Origin of the sequence: Kitasatospora sp. NBC_00039, from assembly GCF_045160625.1 — a bacterium.
Taxonomy (GTDB): domain Bacteria; phylum Actinomycetota; class Actinomycetes; order Streptomycetales; family Streptomycetaceae; genus Kitasatospora.
On sequence record NZ_CP108289.1, the window covers coordinates 3,556,925 to 3,582,762 of the forward strand.

A 25,838-nucleotide genomic window follows, 5' to 3' on the forward strand; every position below is an offset into this window, starting at 1 on the left:
CGGGACCCGTCGGTATCGAGCCTACGATCCTGCCCCGTCATTCCCGCCCGCGCACCGGGTTCGGCTCAATCCCCCGCGGGCCCGCCGTCCCAGCGGGCCCGTCGGAGGTCGACCCGGGGCGGGTCGGCGAGCTCGCGCAGCGGGGTGCCCTCCTCGCCGTAGCGGGCGAGTGCGCGGTGCTCGTGCCCGGGCAGGAACCGGCCGTCCGCGCGGATCACCCGCCACCACGGCACGGCGCCGCCGTAGAGGGCCATCACCCTCCCGACCTGCCGGGGGCCGCCCTGGCCGAGGTACTCGGCAACGTCCCCGTAGGTCATCACCCGGCCGGGTGGAATCCGCTCGGTCAGGTCGAGCACCAGTTCGGCGAAGGGCGGGAGTGCGCCCCGGTCGCCGTCGTCGTCAACGTCCGTCACCTGCGGCATCCTTCCTTATAGGAGCGGACGCGCGGACCCGTGCGAACGATCCGCCGCGCCCGATCCGCCCCCTGTCCAGCACGGGGCGCCGCGGCATGCCACCATCTTCGGGGCGGTGAGTGGTGATACGAGGACAAGACCAGATGACCGGGATGGCCGACGTGGGCGTGGACGAGGACTCCGACGAGTCCTCCGACGCCATGCCCGCAGGTGCCGGCGGTACGCCCGCCGCCGAGCCGCCCCCGGAAGTCTCCCTGATCAAGGACCGGACGATCAAGACCCCGCAGCCGACCGACGCCGAGGCCGAGGCGCCCGAACACGCTCCGGCCCCCGCGGCCGAGCCTACGCCGACCGGCGTCCCGGCCCAGCAGCCCACGCCGCTCGACGGGCAAGAAGCCGCCGAGGCCGCTGACGCCCACGACGACACCCCGCACCTGGACGTCGACGAGCCGCTGCTCGCCGCCCGCGCGCACCGCCCGTCCGACCTGATCCGCTTCCTGGCCGGCGTCTTCGGCATAGTCGCCGTGTTCGTCCTGGCCGGTGTGGCGACCTCGACCACCACCGGCATCGAGCTGGACATCGCCTCCAACGCGCCCCGCTTCTCCCCGGTGCTCTCCACCATCACCGGCCTGGTCTCCAGCGTCGCGGTGCTCGCCGTCCCGCTCGCCTTCGCGGTCGAGCGGCTGATCAAACGCGACGGCCTGCGGGTCGCCGACGGCGTGCTCGCCTCGGTCCTCGCCTACGGCGTCTCGCTGGGCATCGACTGGTGGGTCGCCGAGGGCGCCTCCGAGCACATCCGGGACGCCCTCACCCGGCTCCCGCTGGACAGCAACGGCACCCTCACCGACCCGGTGCACGGCTACCTGGCCCCGGTGATCGCCTACATGACGGCGGTCGGCATGTCGAGCCGGCCGCGCTGGCGGGTCGCCCTCTGGGTGGTGGTGGTCTTCAGCGGGATCACCGAGCTGCTCGGCGGCTACACCACGCCGCTCTCGCTGCTGCTCACCGTCCTCATCGGCTGGTCCGTCGCCTACGGCACGCTGTACGCGATCGGCTCGCCGAACATCCGGCCCACCGGCCAGCACCTGATGATCGGGCTGCGCAAGGTCGGCTTCACCCCGGCCAGCGCCCACCGCGCCGCGGACGCGCCCGGCGGCACCCGCCGCTACTTCGTCGCCCAGCAGAGCGGCCCGCCGCTGGACGTCCACATCATCGACCGCGAACAGCAGGCCTCCGGCTTCTTCTACCGGGCCTGGAGACGCCTGCGACTGCGCTCGGTGGCCGTCCGCCGCAGCCCCCAGTCGCTGCGCCAGGCGCTGGAGCAGGAGGCGCTGATCGCCTACGCGGCCGCCGCCTCGGGCGCCCGCGCCCCGCAACTGGTCGCCACCTCCGAGCTGGGCCCGGACGCCGCGATCCTGGTGTACGAGAACGTCGAGGGCCGCCCCCTGGACGACCTCGCGGACGAGGAGGTCACCGACCAGGTGATGGCCTCGCTCTGGGAGTCCGTCGGCGCCCTGCACGAGCGCCGGATCGCCCACCGCCGGCTCACCGGCGAGTCGCTGCTGGTCGTCGACGAGAAGACGGCCTGCCTGGTCAACCTCTCCGGCGGCGACATCGCCGCCACCGACCTGACCCTGCGCATCGACGTCGCCCAGCTGCTCACCACCTTCGCGCTGCGGATCGGCCCGGAGCGGGCGGTCGCCACCGCCAACGCCGTGCTCGGCGCCGACCGGGTCGCCCAGGCGCTGCCGCTGCTCCAGCCGGTCGGGATGAGCCGCTCCACCCGCGTCGACCTGAGGAAGCTCACCAAGGAGCGCAAGACCGCCGCCCGGGCCCGGGCGCTGGAGCAGGTCGCCGCCGGCGAGCGCACCCAGCAGCAGGCCGAGGAGGACATCGCGACCGCGGGCGAGGACCTGCTCAGCCGGATCCGCGGCCAGATCCTCCAGATCGCCCCGGAGGCACCGACCGAGACGGCCAAGCTGGAGCGGCTGAAGCCGAAGACCCTGATCATGGTCATCGCGCTCACCTTCGCCGCCTACCTGGCGCTGACCACCATCAAGCCGGCCCAGCTCAAGCTGTCCCAGATGAACTGGGCCTGGGCCGCGGTGGCCCTCGCCGCGGCCGCCTTCAGCTACGTGGCCGCGTCGATGAGCCTGACCGGCTTCGTCCCGGAGAAGCTGCCGTTCCGGCGCACCGTCGCCGCCCAGCTGGCCGGGTCCTTCGTCAAGCTGGTCGCACCGGCCGCGATCGGCGGCATCGCGCTGAACACGCGCTACCTGCAGAAGGCCGGTATCCGCTCCGGGCAGGCGGTCGCCTCGGTCGGCGCCTCCCAGCTGGCCGGCCTGACCGGGCACCTGCTGCTGCTGTTCAGCTTCGGCCTGATCACCGGCAGCCAGACCAACGGGGACCTCTCCGCGTCCCGCGCGGTGATCATCGGTGTGCTGACCGCCGCCGTGCTCGCCCTGGTGGTCGCGGCCGTCGCCCCGCTGCGACGGTTCGTGCTGAACCGGCTGCGCTCGCTGTTCTTCGGCGTGGTGCCGCGGATGCTCGACCTGATGCAGACGCCCAGCAAGCTGGTCACCGGCTTCGGCGGCATCCTGCTGCTGACCCTCTCCTTCACCGCCTGCCTGGACGCCTCGGTGCAGGCCTTCGGCGGCTCGATCAGCTTCTCGGCGGTCGCGGTGGTCTTCCTGACCGCCAACGCGGCCGGCTCCGCCATCCCCACCCCCGGCGGCATCGGCCCGGTCGAGGTCGCCCTGATCGGTGCGCTCACCGTCGCCGACGTGCCCCCGGCGGTCGCCACCCCGGCGGTCTTCCTCTACCGGGCGCTCACCTTCTGGCTGCCGGTCCTGCCCGGCTGGATCTCCTACAACGTGCTCCAGCGCAGGGGCGCGCTCTAGCCGGCCGGCCGCGAACACGAGGAAGGGCCCGCCGGAGCGGGCCCTTCCCGGGTGGTACCGCGGTCTTGGCAGACCGGCCGGGTCCTCTAGTAGACCGGCTTGTGCGGCTCGATCTGGTTGACCCAGCCGAGCACGCCGCCGCCCAGGTGGACGGCGTTGGCGAAGCCGGCCGACTTCACCACGGCCAGCACCTCGGCCGAGCGCACGCCCGACTTGCAGTGCAGCACGATCTTCTTGTCCTGCGGCAGCGACTCCAGGGCGTCGCCCATCAGGAACTCGTTCTTCGGGATCAGCACCGCGCCGGGGATGTTGACGATCTCGTACTCGCCGGGCTCGCGGACGTCGACCAGGAAGATGTCCTCCTTGTCGTCCTGCCACTGCTTGAGCTGCTTCGAGGTGATCGTCGAACCGGCGGCGGCGGTCTGCGCCTCGTCCGACACGACGCCGCAGAAGGCCTCGTAGTCGATCAGCTCGGTGACCGTCGGGTTCTCGCCGCAGAGCGCGCAGTTCGGGTCCTTGCGGACCTTCACCTGGCGGTAGTTCATCTCCAGGGCGTCGTAGATCATCAGCCGGCCGACCAGCGGCTCGCCGACACCGGCCAGCAGCTTGATCGCCTCGGTGACCTGGATCGAACCGATGGACGCGCAGAGCACGCCCAGCACGCCGCCCTCGGCGCAGGACGGGACCATGCCCGCCGGCGGGGCCTCCGGGTAGAGGCAGCGGTAGCAGGGGCCGTGCTCGGCCCAGAAGACGCTGGCCTGGCCGTCGAAGCGGTAGATCGAGCCCCACACGTACGGCTTGCCGAGCAGCACCGCGGCGTCGTTCACCAGGTAACGGGTGGCGAAGTTGTCGGTGCCGTCCACGATCAGGTCGTAGCCGGAGAAGATCTCCATGACGTTGGAGTTGTCGAGGCGCTCCTCGTGGAGGATCACGTTGACGTAGGGGTTGATCTCCTTGACGGAGTCCCGCGCCGACTCGCCCTTGGAGCGGCCGATGTCGGACTGGCCGTGGATGATCTGACGCTGCAGGTTGGACTCGTCCACCACGTCGAACTCGACGATGCCGAGCGTGCCGACGCCCGCCGCAGCCAGGTACATCAGCGCGGGCGAACCGAGGCCGCCGGCGCCGACGCACAGCACCTTGGCGTTCTTCAGCCGCTTCTGCCCGGCCATGCCCACGTCGGGGATGATCAGGTGGCGGGAGTACCTGCGGACCTCGTCAACGGTGAGCTCGGCGGCCGGCTCGACCAGGGGTGGCAGCGACACGGGGACTCCGATGGTCGTCAGTTCAGGTGGCCAGGGCCAACCTCTTGTGGCTTGTTGCGACGCCACCGAGGTGGCTCTGCTACGCCAACAGTGTCATGCCGCCCCGGTATTCCGAGACAGCCCGTCCGACTGGCGAGACGGGCTGCGTCGGATGCTGGGACCGGCCGGTCGCACCGTTCCCGGGCCGGTCAGAGGCGCTGCGGCCCGCCACCACTGGGCCGTTGGCGCCCCCTGCCGCGCCCTGCCGCGCCGGCCGCCGGGGGTCAGACCCGGCAGGCCGTCTCCAGCCAGACGTCCCCCAACGACTCCTCCAGCGGCACCTGTGTCCGCCAGCCGAGACGGTCCCGGGCGGTCCGCACGTCCGCCTGCCGCCACGGCACCGGCTCGCCCGACGGGCCGCGCCCCTCGGCCTGCCGGGGCTCCGGCGAGCGGTGCCCCGGCAGGTGGTGCTGCCCCAGGTGCGGGACGCCGTGCTCGGCCGGCCCGCCCGCCTGCGCGGGCAGCAGGACCTGCCGGTTCTCCTCCACGATCGCCCCCTCGAAGCCGGACGCCCGGACCAGCAGCTGGGCCGCCTCCCGGGCCCGGACGGCGTGCCCGCTGCCGATGTTGATCACTCCGGTGGCCGCCGAGACCGCCGCCGCCCGGATCGCCCGCGCGACGTCCCGGACGTCCACGAAATCCCGGTATCCGGACAGGTCCGGCATCCGCACCTGCGGCTCGTCCCGCTCCAGCGCCCGCCGCAGCCCCTCGGCGAGACGCCCGAACAGCGAGGCCGTCGGCGCCCCCGGCCCCACCACGTCGAACACCCGCAGCACCGTCGCGTCCAGCCCCGAGGCCAGCACCAGCTCCGTCCCGGCGAGCTTGGACACCCCGTACGGGCCGACCGGCCGCGGCTCGGCGCTCTCCGACACCGGCACCCCGCCCGGCACCGGCCCGTACTCCGCCGCCGACCCGACGTGCACCAGCCGGGCCGGCTCCCGGCTGCGCCGGATCGCCTCGCAGACGGTGGCGACGGCCAGCGTGTTGGCCCGGATCAGGGTGCGGGAGCTGCCGTAGGTGGCGCCCGCACAGTTGATCACCACCTGGGGCGCGACCGCGTCCAGGAACCGGGCCAGCGCGCCCGGACTGCCGGCGGTCAGGTCGAAGCGGATGTCGGCCGAGTCACGCCGACCGAGCACCGTCACCTGCAACTCCTGGTCCACGAGCAGACGATCGGTGACCCGGCGGCCGATGAAGCCGTCGGCACCCAGCAGCAGCACCCTCATCGGGGGTGTCCTTCCACGAAGCGAGGTCGGGGACGACCTGGCGGACAGAGTTGACGGACAGAGCGTTGACGAGCAGGAAGAGTCAGCGGTGCGCCCCGGCCCGGCCGAGCACCGGCCACGCGTACGCCAGCAGCACCAGCGCGACGGCCCCGCCGCCGAGCAGCCCGGCTGCCGCCGCGGACCGGCCCAGCGCGAGCGGGACGCCGGCGGCCACCGCCCCGGCGAGCGCGCCCAGTGCGGCCAGGCCGCCACGGCCGCAGTGCGCCAGCGCCGCGGGCAGCACCAGCAGCAGGCCCAGCACGCCCTGCGCCGCCCACTGGACGGGACCGGCGCGCTCGGCCACCAGGTGCAGCAGCCCGCCGTCGTGGCCCGGCCCGGGACGCGGGGCGACGACGGTCAGCACGGCGAGCGCGGCGAAGCTGAGCACCGCCAGCACGGCCAGGTGCAGGACCACGGCCACCGGCAGCACCGGCCGCATCCGGGCGCGGAACTCGGCGAGCGTGCCCGCCGTCCGCAGATGGCCGCGGCCGATGTGCCGGAACCAGCGCCCGGCCCACTCGGCCGACCCGGCCGACAGCGCCGCCGCCAGCACCAGCGCGGCCGTCACCCGGCCGTCCCCGGCCCCGGCGGTCGCCCCGGCGAGCGGGAGCAGCAGCAGCCCGGCCACCCCGGCCCCGTGGCCCAGGGCGTCCGGCCGCCACCGCCGCGGCCCGGCCGGGTGCGGCGCGCCCTGCCAGGAGGCGGCGGACGGGCCGGGTCCGAGGTCGACGGCGGTGGCGGGGCCGGGCGCAGCGGAGGATGCCCCGGACGCTTCCGACGCCGCCGGTCCCGCCGCCGAAACCGCCGATCCCGCCCGCAGCAGCGTGAGCGCGACAGCCGCCGGGAGCAGCACCGGCCACCGGCCACCGAGTGCGGCCGCCGCCGCGACCGGCAGCCCCGCGCACACCGACGCCCGCAGCGCCGCGCCGTAGCGCCTCGGCCGGCCCTCCTCCGCCTCGTCGGCCGCCGGGGTCGCGGCCGGTCGGCGCGGCACCCGGGCGTACAGCTCCTCGGCGAGCCCGAACAGGTCCGCGTGCCGGCAGCGCGCCGCCGCCTCCTGGCCCAGACCGGCCTCCTCCAGCCGGACGGCGAGGTCCAGCGGGTCGACGGCCGGCTCGCAGAGCTCCCGGTGCTCCGCCATCACCTCCCGGACCGGATCGCCGGAGAGCCCCGGCGCCGCGGGTGCCCCGGGCACCGCTGAAGCCCCGGTGGCCCCGGCCGCCGGACCGCCGCCCGCCATCAGACCGCCTCCGCGAGGGCGCCCGGCCGGTCGGCCGCCGCCTCCGGTGCGTCCCCGCCCGCCTCCGTACCCTCCGTACCCTCAAGGCCCTCGCCCCGGCGGTCCGCCAGCCAGTACTCGGCGGGCCGGGCGAACGGGCGCGGCCGCGCGCCCGCCCCACCGCCGGCCGCGGCCGGGAAGGCCGGCCACTGCGAGACCAGTTCCAGGTAGATCTCCCGGAACGCCGCGATCACCGGCTCGACGGCGAAGCGTTCCTGCGCCCGCAGCCGCCCCGCCAGGCCGAGCCGCGCCCGCCGCTCCTCGTCCTGCAGCAGCGCCAGGCAGGCACCGGCCAGCGCCTGCGGGTCACGCGGCGGGACGAGCAGCCCGGTCGGCCCGACCACCTCCCGGACCACCCCGACATCGGTCGATACCACTGCCCGGCCGCTCAGCATCGCGTCGGCCAGCAGCCGGGGGCTGTGCTGGGAGAGCGCCGAGAAGACCACCACGGTGGCGCCCTCCCAGGCCCGTGCGGTCGACTCCGGCCGCCCGGCGAACTCCACCGCACCGGCCACCCCCAGCCGCTCGGCGACCGCCTCGCAGTGTGCCCGGTAGCCCCGGACGGCCTCCTCGCCGTGGACCACCAGCCGCGCCGCGGGCAGCTCGGCCCGGACCCGCGCGAAGGCGTGCAGCATCAGCTCGGTGTCCCGGCCCGGCTCCAGTGCGCCCGCCCAGACCAGGGTCGGCTCGGCGGGCTCCGGGCCGGCCGCCGCCCGGGCCACCGCCGGGGTGCCCTCGTGGACCACCCTGGTCCGCGCCGGGTCGGCCCCGCAGCGCCGCTGCCACTGCTGGTCGTGGGCGCTGCCGGGGGTCAGTATCGCGGCCTGCCGGTACGTCTCCTCGGTGAGCGCCCGGAAGAACGAGAGCATCAGCGCCCGGACCGGCCACCGGTACGGCGCCGCGCGGTAGCCGAGGTACTGCTCGCGCAGGTGCAGACCGTGCTCGGTGACAACGAACGGCACCCCGTGCATCTGCTTGGCCACCAGCGCGGGCAGTGCGGCCGGGCCGCCGCCGACCACGTGGCAGAGATCGGCACCGCCGAGGCCGCCCGGTCCGGCGCCGTACCAGGGCGCGGAGAGCGGCCGCAGGCACTGCTCCAGCAGGTCCGCCGCGACCAGCACGTCGCAGACCAGCGGCTGCCCGGCCGAGGTGTCGGCGCCCGGGGAGCGCCACGCCCGCTCCAGCGTGCGCCGCGCGTGCGCCGAGGCGAGGAACGCCGGCAGCGCGCCGTCCTCCCTGGAGAGCGCCGCCAGCCGGTACAGCCCGGCGCCGAACGCGGTCCGCTCCCCCGGCATGACCAGCGCCCGGACGAGCTCCTCGTACGCCCGCCCGTACTGCCGTCTGCGCAGGGCCCCCGGCAGCCGGCCACCCGGCCGGCGTCCCCGGAGGGCCAGTTCGTGCACCCCGAGCCAGCGGCCCCGGGCACCGGCCCCGACCCCCGAGCCCGCCAGCACGTACGACTCGAAGTCGTGCTCCCGCAGGCCTTCGGCCAGCCGGTCGAACCAGGTGCCGGTACCACGCTCCGGACTCATGCGGACACCTTCGATGAGCAGGGCAACGCGCACGGGAGACCTCCTTTGCTGCCCCTTGCCGGGGCTTGCCCCCTCGGCAGGGGCGGTGCAGGCAAGGGCTTGCTACTCGAATGGGCATGAGGACCGCGGAGCCGCACGCCGGTACCCCTGCTCGCGGCCGCCTTCCGAATGCTCGGCGGCCGCGACTCCCCCACATGTGTTCGGTCCGACAGCAGAAAGGTAGGACCGGCCTCCGGCGATCCATCGGTCACATGGCCTGGCTGCCACCTGAACGAGTGAACCGGCGTGACCTTGCCCCGGGCCGGGGCGTTATGGCGCACCAAAAAACCGGGGCGCGGACCCCTGTGCCCGGTCCGCGCCCTCACCCACGCCCTGGTCGCCCGCCTTCCCGGGTCCGCCCCGAGGCGCCCCCGCCCGCCCTCAGACCCGCGCGAGCAGCTCCCGCACCGCCCGGGCCACCTGCTCCGGGTGCTCCATCATCGCCACGTGCCCCGACTCCGGCAGCACCAGCAGCCGGGCGTCCGCGAAGGCGTTGCAGGCCCGCCGCGCCGAGCGGTAGGAGACCAGCTTGTCCCGCAGGCCGTACACCAGCAGCGTGGGCGCCGTCACCCGCCCGGCCTGCCGCCAGAGCGCCTGGTCCCCGCGCTCGGTGTAGGCGGAGACGATCCCGCGTGCCGAGCCGATGAGCGCCTCCATCGCGTGCGGCACCTCGCTGCGCCGGCGGTACTCCGCCACCGCCTCGGCCCGGGTGGCCGGCGACAGGCCCTGCGGGTCGCCGTAGATCAGCCGCAGCAGCCCCTCGGTGGCGTCCTCGACGCTCCGCCCGTTCGCCGGCAGCCGGCGCAGCAGCGCGGGGACGCCGGGGACCGCGAGCAGGCCGGTCGGCCAGGCGGTGCGCTGCGGCGGCAGCTCGGGCAGCGCCGGTGAGATCAGGGTGAGGCTGCGCACGAGGTCCGGCCGGAGCGCGGCGAGCCGCACGGAGACGGCGCCGCCGAGCGAGTTTCCGAAGAGGTGCACCGGGCCGCGCCCGGCCGCCTCCAGGTAGCCGATCACCGCCCGGACGTGCCCGGAGACGGTGAGGTTGCCGTCGGCCGGCGGCGCGGAGTGGCCGAAGCCGGGCAGGTCCACGGCCTCGCCGTCGACCAGGCCGGAGAGTGCGGCCATCAGCGCCGTCCAGTTGCCGGCCGAGCCGCCGAGCCCGTGGACGAAGAGGGCCGGTTCCCGCCCCTCGGCCGTGCCCGCGTCCGCGGCGGGCCGGTGGACCGCAAGCGCCGCACCGGGCACCTCGACCGTACGGAACGGTGCGGGCTCCCCCGCCTGTGTGCGTATCTGCTGCTCAGCGCTGCTCATGGTGGACGATGGTAGTGAGCCCCCGGCCGCGGGGCCCCGGGCGGGACCGACCGTCTCAGCTCTTGTCACACCACTGCCGTTGCCCATGGTCAGCGCCGTATTGTGGGCTCCTGACAAGGGGGCTCCGTGCTTTTCTTCCGCTCGCCAAGCGCGAACGCGGTTACCGAAAAGTAGAATCGGTCATCTTGCCAGCCCCGAACAACCCGTGAAGTGAGGAGCGCCGTGACGGCCATCCAGGAGGCGCAGGAGCGCCCGCGCGGTGCCCGCCTGCCGCGAAGCGCCCGCCGTGAACAACTGCTCGGTGCCGCCCAGGAGGTGTTCGTCGCGCAGGGTTACCACGCGGCCGCCATGGACGACATCGCCGATCGCGCCGGGGTCAGCAAGCCGGTGCTGTACCAGCACTTCCCCGGAAAGCTGGAGCTCTACCTGGCGCTGCTGGACAAGCACTGCGACGCCCTGGTCGAGTCCACCCGCGACGCCCTGTCGACGACCACCGACAACAAGCTGCGGGTCGCCGCGACGATGGAGGCGTACTTCAACTACGTCTCCAGCGAGTCCGGCGCCTTCCGGCTGGTCTTCGAGTCGGACCTGACCAACGAGCCGGCCGTGCGCGAGCGCGTCGAGCGGGCCTCGGAGGCGAGCGCGACGCTGGTCAGCAAGGTCATCCAGGAGGACACCGACCTCCCCGAGGCCGAGTCCAAGCTGCTCGCCGCCGGCGTCTGCGGCCTGGCCCAGATCACCGCCCGCTACTGGCTCTCCCAGGGCCTGGAGATCCCGCGCGACGAGGCCGTCCGGCTGGTCGCCAGCCTGGCCTGGCGCGGCCTGAAGGGCTTCCCGATGCACCCCGGCTCCGAGCAGGCCGAGGGCTCCGCCGCCGAGCAGTGATCCACCGACCTTCGCCTCGGCCTTGATCCGGTGCTCTATGGTGAAGCCGTACGGCGCGGTCGCCGCGATCGCCTGTCCCAGGCGGTCCGGAACCGCGCGTGGATGGCTGCAACCCCGGAGGGACGGAAGCCGTGGAGGTCAAGATCGGCGTGCAGAACGCGCCGCGCGAGATCGTGATCGAGAGCTCGCAGACTGCCGATGAGGTCGAGAGCGCGATCGCCAAGGCGCTGGAGGGCCCCTCTAAGCTCTTCGCGCTGACCGACGAGCACGGCCGCCGCGTCATCGTCCCGGCCGAGCGCCTGGCGTACGTGGAGATCGGCGAGCCGGCCGCCCGCAAGGTCGGGTTCGGCACGCTCTGAGCTGTACCGCGGTGCCCCGTTCCCTCCCCAGGGAACGGGGCACCGCTGCGTTCCGCGGCACGGCGTGTACGGCCGGGAGGACCGGGGTACGGCGACAGTGCGGCCGCCCGAGTGCCGCACACCCGCCCCGGGGAGGCACCCTTGCTGGTCGAGACGCTCGCCTTCGCCCTCGTCGGCCTGATCGTCGGCGCCGCCGCGCTGCTTTCACTGCCCGCGTACTTCCCGGCCGGACGTGGGCTGACGATGGGGACGGCAGTGGTCTCGGCGCTGCTCGCCGGGGTGATCGCGCACTTCACGATGGACGGCGGCTTCCCGGCGGTCAGCATCGCGGTCTCGGCGGTCGCCTCGGCCCTGCTCACCTCGGTGCTGGCCCGGCCCGACCTCGCCGCCGGGCGCCAGCCCGCCCACCGGCACCACCCGCACCGGGCCGGGGCCCACCGCCGGCACCGGCCCGCCTGACGGCCGCAGGCCCGCTCCCGCCGGGCGCGCGATCCACCAGGCCTAGGACGCGAGGCCCAGCGCGGCCATCCGCTTGGTGTGCGCCTCGGTGATCCGGTTGAACATCTTGCCGACCTCGACCAGGTCGAAGCCCTGTACGTGCATGCCGCCGACCAGCAGGTTGGAGAGCGCGTCCCGCTCGGCGACCACCCGCTGCGCCTGGCTCAGCGCCTCGCCCATCAGCCGCCGGCCCCAGAGCGCCAGCCGGCCGCCGGCCCGCGGGTCGGCCTCGATGGCCTGCCGCACCTTGTCGACGGCGAACTGCGCGTGCCCGGTGTCCGACATCACGCCGAGGACCAGGTCGCGGGTGTCGTCGTCCAGGCGGACGGCCACCTCGCGGTAGAAGTCGGTGGCGATCGCGTCGCCCACGTAGGCCTTGACCAGGCCCTCCAGCCAGTCCGACGGCGCGGTCATCCGGTGGAACAGCTCCAGCGGCTCGACGAACGGCCGCATCGCCTCCTGCGGGTCGGCGCCCACCTCGTCGAGCCGGTCGTGCAGCCGCTGGTAGTGCTGGAACTCGGCGGAGGCCATCCGGGCCAGCGCGGCCTTGTCGGCGAGGTCCGGTGCGAGCTTGGCGTCCTCGGCGAGCCGCTCGAAAGCGCTCAGCTCGCCGTAGGCGAGGGCGCCGAGCAGATCCAGCACGGCCGCCCGGTAGCCGGGGTCGGCCGAGCAGCTCGCCCAGTCCCCGATCGAACCGGCCCCGTCGTCCTGCGTCTCACCATGGGTCTCCATGACCTGCCACCTTAGTGCCGACCGGCCTCCCGCACACGCATGGTGCGCCACCCGCCGCCCCGGCCCCGGACCCGGCCGCCGCGCTCCCCGCGAGCAGGCCTCCCGCCGCCCCGCAGGCCCTCCGAGCAGCGATGTCATGCGCGTCACGTGTTCGAGTCGGCCCGTCACGGTATGGTGGTAGGGAGGCCCGTAGTGCTCGCACGGTGTCACCGACGTCTCGGTGCGCCGGGCAAGCCCGCTCCGTAGCGGGACCGTCCCTCAGGACGTGTCCGTACCGGAAGCCGGGTACTCACGTACGCGGATGCCCGGTCGGAGAGCCGATCGGCTCCGACCATGGCTTGGACTTCAAGCCTTGGCACCGCATCAGTGGCCGAGCGAGGGCCGCCGCGGACCGCGCCGCCCGGCGCAAGGTCCCGCGCAGGTCCCTCACGGGAAATCCTCCCCGACGCCGCCGGAGACGCGCCCCTTGACCGGGCCGCGCGCACCGGCCGGCCGCAGGGACCGGCGCGGTTGTGCGTCCGCGCAGCTGTATTCAGGGCCCCTGGCCCGTACGCAGCCGCGCGGCTGCCCGCCGCTCTCTCGCTCTCGGCCCCACCACACGGAAGAGGCAGCACCCTGTCCACCACCGCTGAACCCACCAAGACCACTTTCCGGGACCTGGGGATCCTCCCGGAGACCGCCGAGGCCCTGGAGGCCGTCGGCATCATCCACCCCTTCCCCATCCAGGAGATGACCCTCCCGGTCGCGCTGACCGGCCACGACGTCATCGGCCAGGCCAAGACCGGCACCGGTAAGACCCTCGGTTTCGGCCTCCCGCTGATCGAGCGCGTCGTCGTCCGCGCCGACATCGACGCCGGCCGCGCCACCGAGGACCAGCTCTCCGACGGCCCGCAGGCGCTGATCGTCGTCCCGACCCGTGAGCTGTGCACCCAGGTCACCAACGACCTGCAGACGGCAGGCAAGGTCCGCGACGTCCGCGTGCTCGCGATCTACGGCGGCCGCGCCTACGAGCCGCAGGTCGAGGCGCTCAAGAAGGGCGTCGACATCATCGTCGGCACCCCGGGCCGCCTGCTCGACCTCGCGGGGCAGCGCAAGCTGGACCTGTCGAAGGTCCGCGCGCTGGTCCTCGACGAGGCCGACGAGATGCTCGACCTGGGCTTCCTGCCCGACGTCGAGAAGATCATCACCATGCTGCCCGCCAAGCGGCAGACCCTGCTGTTCTCGGCGACCATGCCGGGCCAGGTCATCAGCCTCGCCCGCCGGTACATGAGCCAGCCGACCCACATCCGGGCCGCCGCGCCGGACGACACCGGCCACACCGTGGCCAACACCACCCAGCACATCTTCCGGGCGCACTCGCTCGACAAGGTGGAGATGGTCTCGCGCATCCTGCAGTCCGACGGCCGCGGCCTGGCGATGATCTTTTGCCGGACCAAGCGCACCGCCGCCGACGTCTCCGACCAGCTGACCCAGCGCGGCTTCGCGGCCGGCGCGGTCCACGGGGACCTCGGCCAGGGCGCCCGCGAGCAGGCGCTGCGGGCCTTCCGCAGCGGCAAGGTCGACGTGCTGGTCTGCACCGACGTCGCGGCCCGCGGCATCGATGTCGAGGGCGTCACGCACGTCATCAACTACCAGTGCCCCGAGGACGAGAAGACCTACCTGCACCGGATCGGCCGCACCGGCCGGGCCGGCGCCTCCGGCACCGCCGTCACGCTGGTCGACTGGGACGACATCCCGCGCTGGCAGCTGATCAACAAGGCGCTGGACCTCAAGTTCAACGAGCCGGAGGAGACCTACTCCACCTCGCCGCACCTGTACGAGCTGCTGAAGATCGCCAAGGGCACCACCGGTGTCCTGCCGCGGTCGGAGCGGACCCGGGCCGGGCTCGGCGCGGAGGAGGTCGAGGACCTCGGCGAGACCGGCGGGCGCGGTTCGCGTTCGGCCGGCGGCCGTGGCCGGGCCGCAGCGAAGGGCGGCTCCGGCAAGCCCGCCGCCGCCGTCGAGACCCCCGAGGAGAAGCCGGCCCGCCGGACCCGTGAGCGCCGCCGCACCCGTGCCGGCAGCGCACTCGCGGCCGACGCGGTGACGGGCGCGCCCGTCGAGGGCGCCGCTGTGGTCGATGCCCCTGCGGCCCCTGCGGCTCCGGCCGTCGAGGGTGCCGAGGGCGAGGCTGCGGCTCCGCGCCGTCGCCGGCGCCGTCCGCGCAGCGCCGCCGCCGGTGAGAGCGCCGTCGCCGCGGTGGCCGAGGCTCCGGCCGCGGTCGCCGAGACGGCCACGGCCGCGACCGCCACCGAGGAGAAGCCGGCCCGCCGCACCCGCAGCCGGGCCAAGGCGAAGGCCGAGCCGGCCGCCGAGGGCGCTGCGGCGCCCGAGGCCACCGCGGACGCCCCGGCCGAGGCCCCGGCCCCGCGCCGCCGGACCAGGGCCCGCCGCCCGGCCGCCGAGGCCACCGAGGCGACGCCGGAGAGCTGACGCACCTGAGGCACCGCCCGGAGGGGGCGGCCCGGTCCCGCACGTCGGGGCGGGCCACCCCCTCCGGCGTTTCACGCCCCGGGGTGCGTCACGCCCACCCCCTAGGCTCGGGGTGACCGGCCGGTCAGTCCGTCCGGGTCACAGGAGAGCCGCAGGAGATCCAGGAGATCCGCCCATGAGCACGCCGCCGTTCCTCACCCTCCCCCGTTGTGCGCGTGCGCTGCGAGTGGCCACCGCCCGCGGGGAGTTCGCCGCCCTGCGGGCCGAACCGGCCGGCGCGGTACGCGGGTCGGCGCTGCTGGTGCCCGGGTTCACCGGCAGCAAGGAGGACTTCATCGCGCTGCTGGAGCCGCTCGCGGCGGCCGGCTACCGGGTGACCGCGGTCGACCAGCGCGGCCAGTTCGAGACCGGCGGCCCCGACGACCCCGCCGCCTACGCCGTCGACGCCCTGGGCGCGGACGTCCGGGCGCTCTCCGCCGTGCTGGCCGCCGACGGAGGCCCGCTGCACCTGCTGGGCCACTCCTTCGGCGGCCAGGTGGTCCGGGAGGCCGTGCTGGCGGCCGCCGCCGAGGGGCCGCTGCCCTGGCGGTCGCTGACCCTGATGTCCACCGGGCCGGGGGCGATCGAGCCGGGCGAGGCGGAGCGCACCAAGCTGCTGATCTCGGTACTGCCGACGATGAGCCTGGAGGAGATCTGGCAGGTGCTCCAGCAGATGGAGGAGGGCTCGGGCGACCCGGCCCGCCACCGGACCCCCGAGGTCACCGGGTTCCTGCACCGCCGCTGGCTGGCCAACGTGCCGCAGGCGCTCATGACCACCGGCAGCCACCTGGTCGACGCTCCGGACCTGGTGGACGAGCTGGCCGCGGCGGCCGGGGCGCTGCCCGCCCTGGTGCTCTCCGGCGTCCGGGACTACGCCTGGCCGGTCCCGGAGCAGACGAAGATGGCCGAACGGCTGGGCGCCCGCCGGGTGGTGGTCGAGGACGCCGGCCACTCCCCCAACGCCGAGCAGCCGGCCGCCACCGCCGAGGCGCTGGCCGGCTTCTGGAGCCGGGCCTAGCAGGTTCCGCCGCTTCCCGCCGGCCCGGCCCGCGTCAGCGCGGGACAAAATTCGTTAGTTACGGTAATATTTGATTCTGTCCGGGAATCATCGTCGACCCCGACGTCGGCGCGAATCAGCCGAAACCAGGACTTTACGGGCGAGCAACGACCCGGTAGCAGCACCACGACACCGTGGTTCACGCGGGACCAGAGGTCCTGGGCAAGCAGGGGGGAGCCCTTTTGCCACAGCAGACCGTCGACCGTTCGACGCGACAGACCCCGAAAGGGCTGATACCGACTCAGCCACAACCGCCCCGCACCGCGGGGCCAGGAAAGGAGACGCCCATGCGCTTCGAGATCCTCCGACTGGACGACGCCAACGGCACCGCCACCGACCGACTGATCGCCGACGCCGAGACCGTCCGCGAGTTCGTCCAGGCCGCCGCCCGCACCGGCGAGCGCCTGCTCATCCGTCCGTGCCCGACCGTCTGACCCAGCGCGGCGCCTCCGACCGGGAGCCCTCACCCGCCGCCGAAGACCCGGGAACGTCCGATACCGACGTCCCGATACCCGACTGACGCCCCGTCGCCGCGATCGCCGATGACGGGGCGTCAGTGCGTCCGGGCCTCCCCGGCCCGCGGGACGGACGTTTGCCGCCGCCCGCCGCTGGACATTCCCTACCGGGAGCCGCCCGCACCGCGCCCACCCGGCGCCGGACGGACGCCCGCCACCGACAGGTGCCACCGCGCCCTCCGTACGGGTGATCGTCCTTGACGCGGCGGTCCGGAGGGAGGAGCGTTGTCGGCTATGAGGGGCGAGCCAAGCTGCCCGAGGTGCGCCGGTCGGGTCCGCGCCCCCGGTCTGTTCTCAGACACCTGGCAGTGTGACCGGCACGGGGACGTGCACCCGATGCAGCCGGTGCTGCCCCCGAGCGTGGAAGCGCTCGGCGTCGCCGTCGCCCGTTCACAGGTCCCCGTCTGGCTGCCCTGGCCGCTCCCGGTCGGCTGGCTCTACACCGGCATCGCGCACGTCGGTGACGACGTCTCGGGCGCCCGGGCCACCGCCGTCGCCTGCTCCGGCCCGGCGCCGCTCGGCGGCTTCGGGGAGCTGGTGCTGGTCGCCGAGGAGCTGGGCGTCGGGCTCGGCGCCCGCTACGCGGGGCTGGCCGGCCCGGACCCGGGCGAGTCCGTCGCCCTCTACAAGCCCGCCGACGCCAAGCTGATGGCGGCCGGGCGGCCCACCCCGATGTTCCACGTCCCGGACGCACCGGCCGACCGCGCGGTCTTCGTCGGCGAGGCCCGCGGGCTCTGGCTCTGGGCGGTGGCCTGGCCAGAGCAGTCGGCGCTGGTGATGTACGACGAGCTGGTCATCACCGACCTGCGCGAGGCCGGCGCCGAGCTGGACCTGCTCCCCTGCGGGGCCCTCTCCCCCCGCCTGCTCGGCTGAGCCCCGCGGGGGCCGCACTATCCTGGGCGGCACCCCGCCGCCCACCCCAGGAGCCGACTCCGTGCGCATCGACCTGCACGCCCACAGCAACGCCTCCGACGGCACCGACAGCCCGGCCGAGCTGGTCGCGGCGGCGGTCGCCGCGGGTCTGGACGTGGTGGCGCTGACCGACCACGACACGGTGGGAGGCCATGCCGAGGCCGCCGAGGCGGTGCACGCGCTGCCGGCCGGCACGCGGCTGACCCTCGTCCCGGGCGCCGAGCTGTCCTGCGTCGTGGACGGCATCAGCATGCACCTGCTGGCCTACCTGTTCGACCCGGCCGAGCCGGAGTTCGCGCAGGAGCGCGAGCTGGTGCGCACCGACCGGTTCCGGCGCGGACGGGCGATCGTCGAGCGGTGCCGCGCCCTGGGTGCGGACATCAGCTGGGAGCAGGTCGAGCGGATCGCGGGCGCCGGTTCGGTGGGCCGGCCGCACATCGCCAGCGCGCTGGTCGAGGCCGGCGTGGTGGCCACCGTCTCGGACGCGTTCACGCCGCAGTGGCTGGCCAACGGCGGTCGGGCGGACGTCCGCAAGCACGAGACCGACCCGGTCGAGGCGGTCCGGCTGGTCCGGGCGGCCGGCGGGGTACCGGTCTTCGCGCACCCGGGCGCGGTCAAGCGCGGGCGGACCGTCTCCGACCGGGTGATCGCGGACCTCGCGGCGGCCGGGCTGGCCGCGCTGGAGGTCGACCACGTCGACCACGACGAGCCGGCCCGCGAGCACCTGCGCGGGCTGGCCGCCGAGCTCGGCCTGCTGACCACCGGGTCCAGCGACTACCACGGCAGCCGCAAGACCGTCCGGCTCGGCGAGCACACCACCGATCCCGCCGTCTACGAGGCACTGGTGGCGCAGGCCACCGGCGCGAAGCCGATCGGGGGGTAGGGCCTCCCCGGCGCGCGAGCCGGGGTGCGGAAGCGCCCGGACGCTCGCCGAACCCGGCCTGAGCCGGTGTCAGTCCAGCGGTACCGCACGGCGGTCGGGGTCGCGCAGGTCGGCGCCGTGCCGGAGCCAGCGCTCCTCCAGGGCGGCCGCGCCGTGCACGCGCTTCCAGCCGGCCTCGTTGGGCGTCATCGGCAGCAGCGGCAGGAACCGGACCGGGTCGGCCGGCTCGTCCAGCTCCAGATCGGGCACCAGCCCGCCCGGCTCGGCGGCCAGCACCGAGGTGAACGGCGCGCCGTCCCAGAGCGGGGTGCCGAGGTCCAGCGAGCCGCCGGGGGCCACCACCAGGCCCTCCACCTGCGGGGTCGCGGCGAAGGTGGCCAAGGTCCTGAGCACGCTGTCGCGCGCCCCACGGACCGTCAGGACCAGTTCGGCGCGCGGGCCCCGGACCTGGTCGGCGACGGTCGCGGCGGGGTCGGCCATCGGTGCGGCGGCCATCCCGAGCGTGGCGTAGCGGACCAGGCCGTCGGCGTCCGGGCCGAAGCGCAGCACCTCGATCCGGTCCGCGCCGAGGAAGGTGACCGCCGCGCGGCCGCTCGGTTCGCCGAAGGCGGTCAGCAGCCGGGCCTCGACGGCGGCCAGCACCGCCTCCCGGGAGAGTCCGGAGGGGTCGTGGGAACCGCCGCCGGAGGCCGAGGAAGGGTCGCCGAAGAGCGGGAAGTCGTGCGCCATGCCGTGAGCGTAACCCGGGGCACCCGCCCGGTTGTCACGAGCGTCACGGGAACGCCGCAGCGGCAATGCCCGGTCAGATGTTAGTGTGAGCGACTGGCCACCGGGGATGCTTACCTCCTCCGGGGCAGCGGCGTGAAGGAGGTGGTTGCGGTGGATACCAGCCGACCATGCAGTACCGGCAGCTCTACCCGGCCCGGACGCCTTCCCCGTACCCCTCGTCACGCAGGCTGAAACAGCCCCAGCAGTAGCTGGGCCCGCCGCGTCCGTCGAGACGACCGAGGCAGTGTCGGGCCGGCCCGGGAGAGCACCCTCACCGGCGTCCGGTCGTTCCAGCGCGTGCCCCAGCAAGGCCGAGGACCGACCGCAGGCGCCCTTCCACCGGTGTTCCTTCGCCGTCGCACCACGGCCACTTCTGTCACCGCGCCGCCGTGCGGCGGCTCCTGCCCCAGGGAGCCTGCCATGTCGATGATCAACAGCCTGCGCGCCGCCGTCCGCACCAACCGCCGCCGCTCGGCGGCCGGCCTGTTCGACTCGATCCACCCGGGCGCGTCCACCTCGGCGGTGGTGGACTGCGCCGTCTACCAGCACGGCCGGCGACAGGGCGAGAGCTGCAGCCCGCGCGAGGCGGCCCGCCTCGTCAAGGCCTCGCAGCAAGTGCCGGACGGTGCAGGATCGTTCAGCTGGATCGGGCTGCACGAGCCGACCGAGGCCGAGTTCGAGGGCATCGCCCAGCGCTTCGGCCTGCACCCGCTGGCGGTCGAGGACGCCGTCCACGCGCACCAGCGGCCCAAGGTCGAGCGGTACGACGACGTCCTGTTCGCCGTCTTCAAGACGATCCGCTACGTCGAGCACGACCAGCTCACCCCGACCAGCGAGGTGGTCGAGACCGGCGAGCTGATGGTCTTCGCCGGGCGGGACTTCGTGATCACCGTCCGGCACGGCGGGCACAGCTCGCTGCAGGAGCTGCGGCACCGGCTGGAGGCCGACGCGGACGGCTCCGGGCTGCTCGCCAAGGGCCCTTCCGCCGTCCTGCACGCGATCGCCGACCAGGTGGTGGACAACTACCTGCTGGTCGCCGACCGGCTGCAGACCGACGTGGACGAGATCGAGTTCGACGTCTTCTCCAACAAGGGCGGCCGGGGTACCGACGTCGGCCGGGTCTACCAGCTCAAGCGCGAAGTGCTGGAGTTCAAGCGGGCGGTGGCGCCGTTGCTGCGGCCCATGCAGCAGCTCTCCGAGCCGTTGCAGCGGCTGGTCGACCCGGACATCCAGAAGTACTTCCGGGACGTCGCCGACCACCTCGCCCGGGTCACCGAGCAGGTGCACGGCTTCGACGAACTGCTCAACTCGCTGCTCCAGGCCAACCTGGCGCAGGTCTCGGTGGCGCAGAACGAGGACATGCGCAAGATCACCGCCTGGGCGGCGATCTTCGCCGTGCCCACCATGATCACCGGCGTCTACGGCATGAACTTCGACTACATGCCGGAGCTGCACCACAAGTACGGGTACCCGATGGTGCTCGGCAGCGTCGTGCTGATCTGCATCGGCATGTACCGCGGCTTCCGCCGCAACGGCTGGCTGTAGAGCCCCGCCCGGGCCGCCGGAGCGCTACTTGCGGCCCCCGCGGGCGACCAGGACCAGGCCGAGCAGGATCAGCACCACCGCCGGGTAGGCGGCCACCGGGGGCCACTGGCCGAGCCAGAGCGCGGCGATCAGCGCGGCCCCCGGGGTCTCCAGCAGGATCGCGGTGGAGGTGACGGACGGGCCCAGGGTGCGCACCACCCGGTTGCTCAGCGAGTGGCCGAGCAGCTGGGCGGTGACCATCAGCAGCACGATCTGCCACCAGGCCCCGGCCGGCCAGCCGCTCATCGTCGTCCCGGCGGCCAGGCAGATCACCAGCAGCACCACCGCCGTGGTGGCGTAGCAGACCAGGGTGTACGCGGTGGTGCTGACGGTCCTGCGGACCTCGGCGCCCAGCAGCATGTACCCGGCCGCCGCGAGGCCGGCGCCGAGCGCCAGCGCGTCGCCGAGCATGGCGCGCGGGGACAGCGACATATCGACGCCGGTGAGCACCAGCACGCCGGCGAAGGCCACCGACATGCCGGTCCAGACCAGCCTGGGCGCCCGCACCCCGAACAGCCGCATCAGCAGGATGGTCCAGAGCGGGGTGGTGGTCACCAGCGCGGTCGCCGAGGCCACCGAGGTCATCCGCAGGCTGGGCATCCAGAGCGCGAAGTGCACCGCGAGCAGCGCACCGGCCGCCACCGCCAGCAGCAGCGCCCGTCCGCCGATCCCGCGCAGCTCGGCGCGGTGCCGCAGCAGCGCGTACGGGCCCAGCACGCCGACCGACATGACGTTGCGCCAGAACGCGATCGCCAGGGCGGGGGCAGCGGTGGCGCTGATCAGCGGCCCGGAGAGCGAGATGCCGGAGACGGAGACGGCGAGCAGCAGCAGGTCGAGCTTGGGGAGCGGGTGCGAGGGCGCCTGGCCGGCCGCGGTGGCGGTGCGGCCGGAATCGGCGGGGGCGGCGGTCTCGGGCCGGGCGGCGGGCACGGCGCTCCTCTGGCTCGTCGTGAGGGTGTGGGCGGATCCTAAGGTAAGGCCCATGGGGCCGTCATGGCACTGTCGCCCGACGAGTGAGACGTCTCGCAGGCGTCCTGCGGGCGCGTCGCCGGGGCAGCGCCGCCAGGCAGGCAGTACTCCGACGACACGCCCCCAGGCCTTACGCTGTCCGCCATGGACCGTACGCCTGCCGCAGCCGCGACCGCCGACGACTTCCTCGACCGGGCTCTGCTGGAGGAGGCCGCCAAGAAGTCCGGCCTGCTCTGGGTGCGCGCGGACGGCCAGGAGCAGAGCCGGGCGCTCTGGCACGCCTGGTACGACGGCGCGGTGGTGGTGGTCGGCGACGGCGGCGAGCAGCCGCTGCACGGGCTCGCCGCCGGAGTCGGCGCGGTGGTCACCGTGCGCAGCAAGGACAAGGGCGGGCGGCTGACCGGCTGGACGGCCCGGGTCACCGAGCTGACGCCGGGCGGCGAGGCCTGGCTCGGCGCCGTGGAGGAGCTCAAGGGCAAGCGGCTGAACGCGCCCGACACCGACACCATCGCCGACCGCTGGGCCCGCGAGTGCCGGGTGCTGCGGCTGGAGCCGGCCGGCGCGCTGGCCGAGCACCCCGGGGCCATGCCGGACACCTCGCACGCCGCCGCCCCGATGCCCACCCCCGCGACCACCCGGATGCCCATCCCGGCCGGGCTGCCCAAGCTGCTCCTCAAGCGCCGCAAGGGCTGAGCCCCACCCCCTGGATCCCCCCGGATTCCCCTGGAGCCCCCGGGCCTCCCCGTAGCAGGAAGCCGGCCGGGCCGGCTTCCTGTGCGGCCGCGGAGCCGGCTCCCCCGCAGGTCACGCACCCCGGCCGCGGGCCGTGCCTCGCCGGGCCGGGCCCGGAGTGCCCGGGTAGCCTTGGCCGCGGGGCGCTCCCCCGCGCCCGTGCGGGCGTCGAGCAGGTCGAACGAGGCGAGGGAGTCCATGGCAGGGGCAGGCAGCCGGGTCTTCATCTCGCACCTCTCCGGCGTCGCCGTCTTCGACCCGAACGGCGACCAGGTCGGCCGGGTCCGTGACGTGGTGGTCTCGCTCCGCCTCGGCGGCCGCCCGCCCCGGGTGCTCGGGCTGGTGGTCGAGGTGATCGGCCGGCGCCGGATCTTCCTGCCGATGACCAGGGTGACCAGCCTGGAGTCCGGCCAGGTGCTCACCACCGGCGTCATCAACATGCGCCGCTTCGAGCAGCGCCCGTCCGAGACCCTCGTCCTCGGCGAGCTGCTGGACCGCACCGTCACCTGGAACAAGACCGGCCAGGAGGTCACCGTCCTGGACGTCGCGATGGTGCAGTCCCGGCTGCGCGAGTGGGAGATCAGCAAGGTCTTCGTCCAGGTCGGCCGGGTCGGCCGGCTGCGCAAGGCCAAGGGCGAGACGATCACCGTGGACTGGAAGGACGTCACCGGTTTCGCCCTCCCCGAGGAGAACCAGGGCGCCGCCAACCTGCTCGCCACCTTCGACCAGCTGCGCGCCGCCGACCTCGCCAACGTCATGCACCACCTCTCCTCCAAGCGCCGCGCCGAGGTGGCCGCCGCGCTGGACGACGAGCGGCTCGCCGATGTCCTGGAAGAGCTGCCCGAGGACGACCAGGTCGAGATCATCGGCAAGCTGAAGGACGAGCGCGCCGCCGACGTCCTGGAGGCGATGGACCCGGACGACGCCGCCGACCTGCTCTCCGAACTGCCCGGCGACGAGGCCGAGCGGCTGCTCCAGCTGATGGAGCCGGAGGAGGCCGAGCCGGTCCGGCGCCTGCTGAAGTACGAGGAGAACACCGCCGGCGGTCTGATGACCACCGAACCCATCGTGCTGGAGCCGGACGCCACCGTGGCCGAGGCGCTCGCCCGGGTGAGGGTCTCCGACAACAAGCCGGCCCTGGCCGCGCAGGTCTTCGTCTGCCGCCCGCCGAACGAGACTCCGACCGGCAAGTACCTGGGCACCGTGCACTTCCAGCGGCTGCTCCGCGAGCCCCCGTACACCCTGGTCGGCTTGCTGGTGGACGACGACCTCGACCCGCTGCCGCCGGACACCCCGCTGACACTGGTCACCAGCTACCTCGCGACGTACAACATGGTCGCCGCCCCCGTGGTCGACGAGGCCGACCACCTCGTCGGCGCGGTGACCGTCGACGACGTGCTCGACCACCTGCTGCCCGAGGACTGGCGCGAGGCCGCTCTGCACGGGCCGGCCGACGAGAGGGAGGTCACCGGTGGACGCTGACCGCAAGGGCCGGCGGGACGACAGTCCCCGCCAGCGTCTGCAGGGCGAGCTGCGGCAACTGCGCCAGCTGCGCGAACTGCGCGCCCGGGAGGGTGCCCGCGAACGGCGCGAGCCCTCGGCCGGCGGCCCCGCCCGCTCCCGGCTCGACCAGCCGCGGACGACCCGCCCCGGCCTGATCACCCTGCCAACGTACGACCCGGAGGCCTTCGGCAAGCTCTCGGAGCGGATCGCCCGCTTCCTCGGTACCGGGCGGTTCATCGTCTGGATGACGATCGTGGTGGTCATCTGGGTGGGCTGGAACACCCTGCTGCCGGACCAGGTCCACTTCGACGACTACCCCTTCATCTTCCTGACCCTGATGCTTTCGCTCCAGGCCTCGTACGCCGCGCCGCTGATCCTGCTCGCGCAGAACCGCCAGGACGACCGGGACCGCGTCAACATGGAGCAGGACCGCGCCCGCAGCGACCGCAACATCGCCGACACCGAGTACCTGACCCGCGAGGTGGCCGCGTTGCGCCAGGGCCTCGGCGAGGTCGCCACCCGGGCCTTCATCGCCTCGGAGCTGGGGAGCATCCGCTCCGAACTGCAGTCCCTGCTCAAGGAGATCGACGAGCGCCGGGAGACGTCCGAGGTGCTGTGACCGGCGGCACGCTACCGCCGGGTTAACCGGTACGCCCGGAGCCGTACCATCAAGGCATGGCCAACGAGACAGAGGTCGCGGCCGGCGTCACGGAGGAGTCCGTACGCCAGGCGCTGGCGACCGTCAACGACCCGGAGATCAACCGCCCGATCACCGAGATCGGCATGGTGAAATCGGTCGAGATCGCCGAGGGCGGCGCGGTGAGCGTCGCGGTCTACCTGACGGTCTCCGGCTGCCCGATGCGCGACACCATCGTCACCCGCGTCCGCGAGGCGGTCGGCCGGGTCCCCGGTGTGACCGGGGTCGAGGTGGAGCTCGACGTGATGAGCGACGAGCAGCGCAAGGAGCTCTCCCAGCTGCTGCGCGGCGGGGCCCCCGAGCGGGAGATCCCGTTCGCCAAGCCCGGCACGCTGACCCGCGTCTACGCGGTCGCCTCCGGCAAGGGTGGCGTCGGCAAGTCCTCGGTGACGGTGAACCTGGCGGCCGCGATGGCCGCGGACGGCCTCAAGGTCGCCGTGGTGGACGCCGACATCTACGGCCACAGCGTGCCCCGGATGCTGGGCGTCGAGGGCCGGCCCACCCAGGTCCAGGACATGATCATGCCGCCGCAGGCGAACGGCGTGAAGGTCATCTCGATCGGCATGTTCACCCCGGGCAACGCCCCCGTGGTCTGGCGCGGCCCGATGCTGCACCGCGCGCTGCAGCAGTTCCTGGCCGACGTCTACTGGGGCGACCTCGACGTCCTGCTGCTCGACCTGCCGCCCGGCACCGGCGACATCGCGATCTCGGTGGCGCAGCTGGTCCCCAACGCGGAGATCCTGATCGTCACCACCCCGCAGATGGCCGCCGCCGAGGTGGCCGAGCGGGCCGGCACCATCGCGGTGCAGACCCACCAGAAGATCGTCGGCGTGATCGAGAACATGTCCGGCATGCCGTGCCCGCACTGCGACGAGATGATCGACGTGTTCGGCACCGGCGGCGGCCAGACCGTCGCCGACGCGCTCACCCGGACCGTCGGCGCCACCGTCCCGGTGCTCGGCTCGATCCCGATCGACGTCCGCCTGCGCGAGGGCGGCGACGACGGCCGCCCGGTCGTGCTCGCCGCCCCCGACTCCCCGGCCGGTGCCGCCCTGCGCGCCGTCGCCGGCAAGCTCGGCGGCCGCCAGCGCGGGCTCTCCGGCCTCTCCCTGGGGCTCACCCCGAAGAACAAGTTCTGATCGGACACACCTCGAAGGGCCGGGCCTGCGCCCGGCCCTTCGTGCTGTCCG

23 protein-coding genes are annotated in these 25,838 nt (G+C 74.1%); 14 read left to right on the plus strand and 9 right to left on the minus strand.

The window, feature by feature from the left end; translation table 11 throughout:
* Nucleotides 1-65: 65 nt before the first annotated feature.
* Entirely contained in the window at nt 66-422 is a 357-nt protein-coding gene (locus tag OG286_RS15645) for an MGMT family protein (RefSeq protein ID WP_396320719.1), read from the minus strand.
* A 143-nt stretch (nt 423-565) separates the two neighbouring features.
* On the opposite strand from OG286_RS15645, the gene OG286_RS15650 reads away from it, so the two are divergent.
* On the plus strand, nt 566-3,313 hold the full coding sequence (locus OG286_RS15650) for a flippase-like domain-containing protein (protein WP_396320952.1): 2,748 nt from the start codon (nt 566-568) through the stop codon (nt 3,311-3,313).
* 86 nt (nt 3,314-3,399) lie between these two features.
* Here OG286_RS15650 and moeZ read toward each other — a convergent pair whose 3' ends face one another.
* The 5 genes from moeZ to OG286_RS15675 all read right to left on the minus strand — a co-directional run bounded on the left by moeZ (nt 3,400) and on the right by OG286_RS15675 (nt 10,043).
* Nucleotides 3,400-4,578, minus strand: a complete 1,179-nt coding sequence (gene moeZ / locus OG286_RS15655) for an adenylyltransferase/sulfurtransferase MoeZ (RefSeq protein ID WP_405365374.1) — start codon at nt 4,576-4,578, stop codon at nt 3,400-3,402.
* Nucleotides 4,579-4,841: 263 nt separating this feature from the next.
* On the minus strand, nt 4,842-5,843 hold the full coding sequence (locus tag OG286_RS15660; protein WP_396320717.1) for an NAD-dependent epimerase/dehydratase family protein: 1,002 nt from the start codon (nt 5,841-5,843) through the stop codon (nt 4,842-4,844).
* Between the two features lie 82 nt (nt 5,844-5,925).
* Nucleotides 5,926-7,077 carry a hypothetical protein gene (locus OG286_RS15665; RefSeq protein WP_405365376.1) on the minus strand — a complete coding sequence of 384 codons (1,152 nt, stop codon included), beginning with the start codon at nt 7,075-7,077 and terminating at the stop codon, nt 5,926-5,928.
* A gap of 44 nt (nt 7,078-7,121) precedes the next feature.
* Nucleotides 7,122-8,726: a glycosyltransferase gene (locus OG286_RS15670; protein WP_405365378.1), complete on the minus strand. Its 1,605-nt coding sequence runs from the start codon at nt 8,724-8,726 to the stop codon at nt 7,122-7,124.
* Nucleotides 8,727-9,113: 387 nt separating this feature from the next.
* The gene (locus tag OG286_RS15675; RefSeq protein WP_396320714.1) at nt 9,114-10,043 is read right to left on the minus strand and encodes an alpha/beta fold hydrolase; all 930 of its coding nucleotides are present in this window, start codon (nt 10,041-10,043) and stop codon (nt 9,114-9,116) included.
* Between the two features lie 222 nt (nt 10,044-10,265).
* Here OG286_RS15675 and OG286_RS15680 point away from each other — a divergent pair, with 222 nt between their 5' ends.
* The 3 genes from OG286_RS15680 to OG286_RS15690 all read left to right on the plus strand — a co-directional run bounded on the left by OG286_RS15680 (nt 10,266) and on the right by OG286_RS15690 (nt 11,746).
* A complete protein-coding gene (locus OG286_RS15680; RefSeq protein ID WP_396320713.1) occupies nt 10,266-10,928 on the plus strand; it encodes a TetR/AcrR family transcriptional regulator in 663 nt (220 codons plus the stop codon).
* A gap of 131 nt (nt 10,929-11,059) precedes the next feature.
* Entirely contained in the window at nt 11,060-11,287 is a 228-nt protein-coding gene (locus tag OG286_RS15685; RefSeq protein ID WP_396320712.1) for a DUF3107 domain-containing protein, read from the plus strand.
* A gap of 141 nt (nt 11,288-11,428) precedes the next feature.
* Nucleotides 11,429-11,746 carry a hypothetical protein gene (locus OG286_RS15690; protein ID WP_405365380.1) on the plus strand — a complete coding sequence of 106 codons (318 nt, stop codon included), beginning with the start codon at nt 11,429-11,431 and terminating at the stop codon, nt 11,744-11,746.
* A gap of 42 nt (nt 11,747-11,788) precedes the next feature.
* Here OG286_RS15690 and OG286_RS15695 read toward each other — a convergent pair whose 3' ends face one another.
* Nucleotides 11,789-12,517, minus strand: coding sequence for a ferritin-like fold-containing protein (locus OG286_RS15695; protein ID WP_396320710.1), 729 nt, complete (start codon nt 12,515-12,517; stop codon nt 11,789-11,791).
* A 729-nt stretch (nt 12,518-13,246) separates the two neighbouring features.
* Here OG286_RS15695 and OG286_RS15700 point away from each other — a divergent pair.
* The 5 genes from OG286_RS15700 to OG286_RS15720 all read left to right on the plus strand — a co-directional run bounded on the left by OG286_RS15700 (nt 13,247) and on the right by OG286_RS15720 (nt 18,395).
* Nucleotides 13,247-14,989, plus strand: coding sequence for a DEAD/DEAH box helicase (locus OG286_RS15700; protein ID WP_405365382.1), 1,743 nt, complete (start codon nt 13,247-13,249; stop codon nt 14,987-14,989).
* Between the two features lie 175 nt (nt 14,990-15,164).
* Nucleotides 15,165-16,046: an alpha/beta fold hydrolase gene (locus OG286_RS15705; RefSeq protein WP_405361272.1), complete on the plus strand. Its 882-nt coding sequence runs from the start codon at nt 15,165-15,167 to the stop codon at nt 16,044-16,046.
* A 326-nt stretch (nt 16,047-16,372) separates the two neighbouring features.
* Nucleotides 16,373-16,519 (plus strand): hypothetical protein, encoded by a 147-nt coding sequence (locus OG286_RS15710; RefSeq protein ID WP_153882781.1) that lies wholly within the window; start codon nt 16,373-16,375, stop codon nt 16,517-16,519.
* Between the two features lie 315 nt (nt 16,520-16,834).
* The gene (locus tag OG286_RS15715; protein WP_396320707.1) at nt 16,835-17,473 is read left to right on the plus strand and encodes a DUF6758 family protein; all 639 of its coding nucleotides are present in this window, start codon (nt 16,835-16,837) and stop codon (nt 17,471-17,473) included.
* 61 nt (nt 17,474-17,534) lie between these two features.
* Entirely contained in the window at nt 17,535-18,395 is an 861-nt protein-coding gene (locus OG286_RS15720) for a PHP domain-containing protein (protein WP_396320706.1), read from the plus strand.
* A gap of 69 nt (nt 18,396-18,464) precedes the next feature.
* Here OG286_RS15720 and OG286_RS15725 read toward each other — a convergent pair whose 3' ends face one another.
* On the minus strand, nt 18,465-19,124 hold the full coding sequence (locus tag OG286_RS15725) for a suppressor of fused domain protein (protein WP_405365384.1): 660 nt from the start codon (nt 19,122-19,124) through the stop codon (nt 18,465-18,467).
* A 459-nt stretch (nt 19,125-19,583) separates the two neighbouring features.
* On the opposite strand from OG286_RS15725, the gene corA reads away from it, so the two are divergent.
* The gene (corA, locus tag OG286_RS15730; protein ID WP_396320704.1) at nt 19,584-20,708 is read left to right on the plus strand and encodes a magnesium/cobalt transporter CorA; all 1,125 of its coding nucleotides are present in this window, start codon (nt 19,584-19,586) and stop codon (nt 20,706-20,708) included.
* A gap of 24 nt (nt 20,709-20,732) precedes the next feature.
* Here corA and OG286_RS15735 read toward each other — a convergent pair whose 3' ends face one another.
* The gene (locus OG286_RS15735; RefSeq protein WP_396320703.1) at nt 20,733-21,677 is read right to left on the minus strand and encodes a DMT family transporter; all 945 of its coding nucleotides are present in this window, start codon (nt 21,675-21,677) and stop codon (nt 20,733-20,735) included.
* Nucleotides 21,678-21,860: 183 nt separating this feature from the next.
* Between OG286_RS15735 and OG286_RS15740 the strand changes: the two genes are divergently transcribed.
* From OG286_RS15740 to OG286_RS15755, 4 genes are all read left to right on the plus strand, one after another.
* On the plus strand, nt 21,861-22,409 hold the full coding sequence (locus OG286_RS15740; RefSeq protein ID WP_396320702.1) for a hypothetical protein: 549 nt from the start codon (nt 21,861-21,863) through the stop codon (nt 22,407-22,409).
* A 237-nt stretch (nt 22,410-22,646) separates the two neighbouring features.
* On the plus strand, nt 22,647-23,930 hold the full coding sequence (locus OG286_RS15745) for a magnesium transporter MgtE N-terminal domain-containing protein (protein ID WP_396320701.1): 1,284 nt from the start codon (nt 22,647-22,649) through the stop codon (nt 23,928-23,930).
* Nucleotides 23,931-23,979: 49 nt separating this feature from the next.
* A complete protein-coding gene (locus OG286_RS15750) occupies nt 23,980-24,570 on the plus strand; it encodes a DUF1003 domain-containing protein (protein WP_396320951.1) in 591 nt (196 codons plus the stop codon).
* A 56-nt stretch (nt 24,571-24,626) separates the two neighbouring features.
* The gene (locus OG286_RS15755) at nt 24,627-25,787 is read left to right on the plus strand and encodes an Mrp/NBP35 family ATP-binding protein (protein WP_396320700.1); all 1,161 of its coding nucleotides are present in this window, start codon (nt 24,627-24,629) and stop codon (nt 25,785-25,787) included.
* The last annotated feature ends 51 nt before the right edge of the window (nt 25,788-25,838 follow it).

Coding starts and splice junctions, on each gene's coding strand:
- OG286_RS15645 (WP_396320719.1), bottom strand. CDS start 422: ATGCCGCAGGTGACGGACGTTGACGACGACGGCGACCGGGGCGCACTC.
- OG286_RS15650 (WP_396320952.1), top strand. CDS start 566: ATGGCCGACGTGGGCGTGGACGAGGACTCCGACGAGTCCTCCGACGCC.
- OG286_RS15660 (WP_396320717.1), bottom strand. CDS start 5,843: ATGAGGGTGCTGCTGCTGGGTGCCGACGGCTTCATCGGCCGCCGGGTC.
- OG286_RS15675 (WP_396320714.1), bottom strand. CDS start 10,043: ATGAGCAGCGCTGAGCAGCAGATACGCACACAGGCGGGGGAGCCCGCA.
- OG286_RS15695 (WP_396320710.1), bottom strand. CDS start 12,517: ATGGAGACCCATGGTGAGACGCAGGACGACGGGGCCGGTTCGATCGGG.
- OG286_RS15700 (WP_405365382.1), top strand. CDS start 13,247: ATGACCCTCCCGGTCGCGCTGACCGGCCACGACGTCATCGGCCAGGCC.
- OG286_RS15705 (WP_405361272.1), top strand. CDS start 15,165: ATGAGCACGCCGCCGTTCCTCACCCTCCCCCGTTGTGCGCGTGCGCTG.
- OG286_RS15710 (WP_153882781.1), top strand. CDS start 16,373: ATGCGCTTCGAGATCCTCCGACTGGACGACGCCAACGGCACCGCCACC.
- OG286_RS15715 (WP_396320707.1), top strand. CDS start 16,835: ATGAGGGGCGAGCCAAGCTGCCCGAGGTGCGCCGGTCGGGTCCGCGCC.
- OG286_RS15725 (WP_405365384.1), bottom strand. CDS start 19,124: ATGGCGCACGACTTCCCGCTCTTCGGCGACCCTTCCTCGGCCTCCGGC.
- corA (WP_396320704.1), top strand. CDS start 19,584: ATGTCGATGATCAACAGCCTGCGCGCCGCCGTCCGCACCAACCGCCGC.
- OG286_RS15740 (WP_396320702.1), top strand. CDS start 21,861: ATGGACCGTACGCCTGCCGCAGCCGCGACCGCCGACGACTTCCTCGAC.
- OG286_RS15745 (WP_396320701.1), top strand. CDS start 22,647: ATGGCAGGGGCAGGCAGCCGGGTCTTCATCTCGCACCTCTCCGGCGTC.
- OG286_RS15755 (WP_396320700.1), top strand. CDS start 24,627: ATGGCCAACGAGACAGAGGTCGCGGCCGGCGTCACGGAGGAGTCCGTA.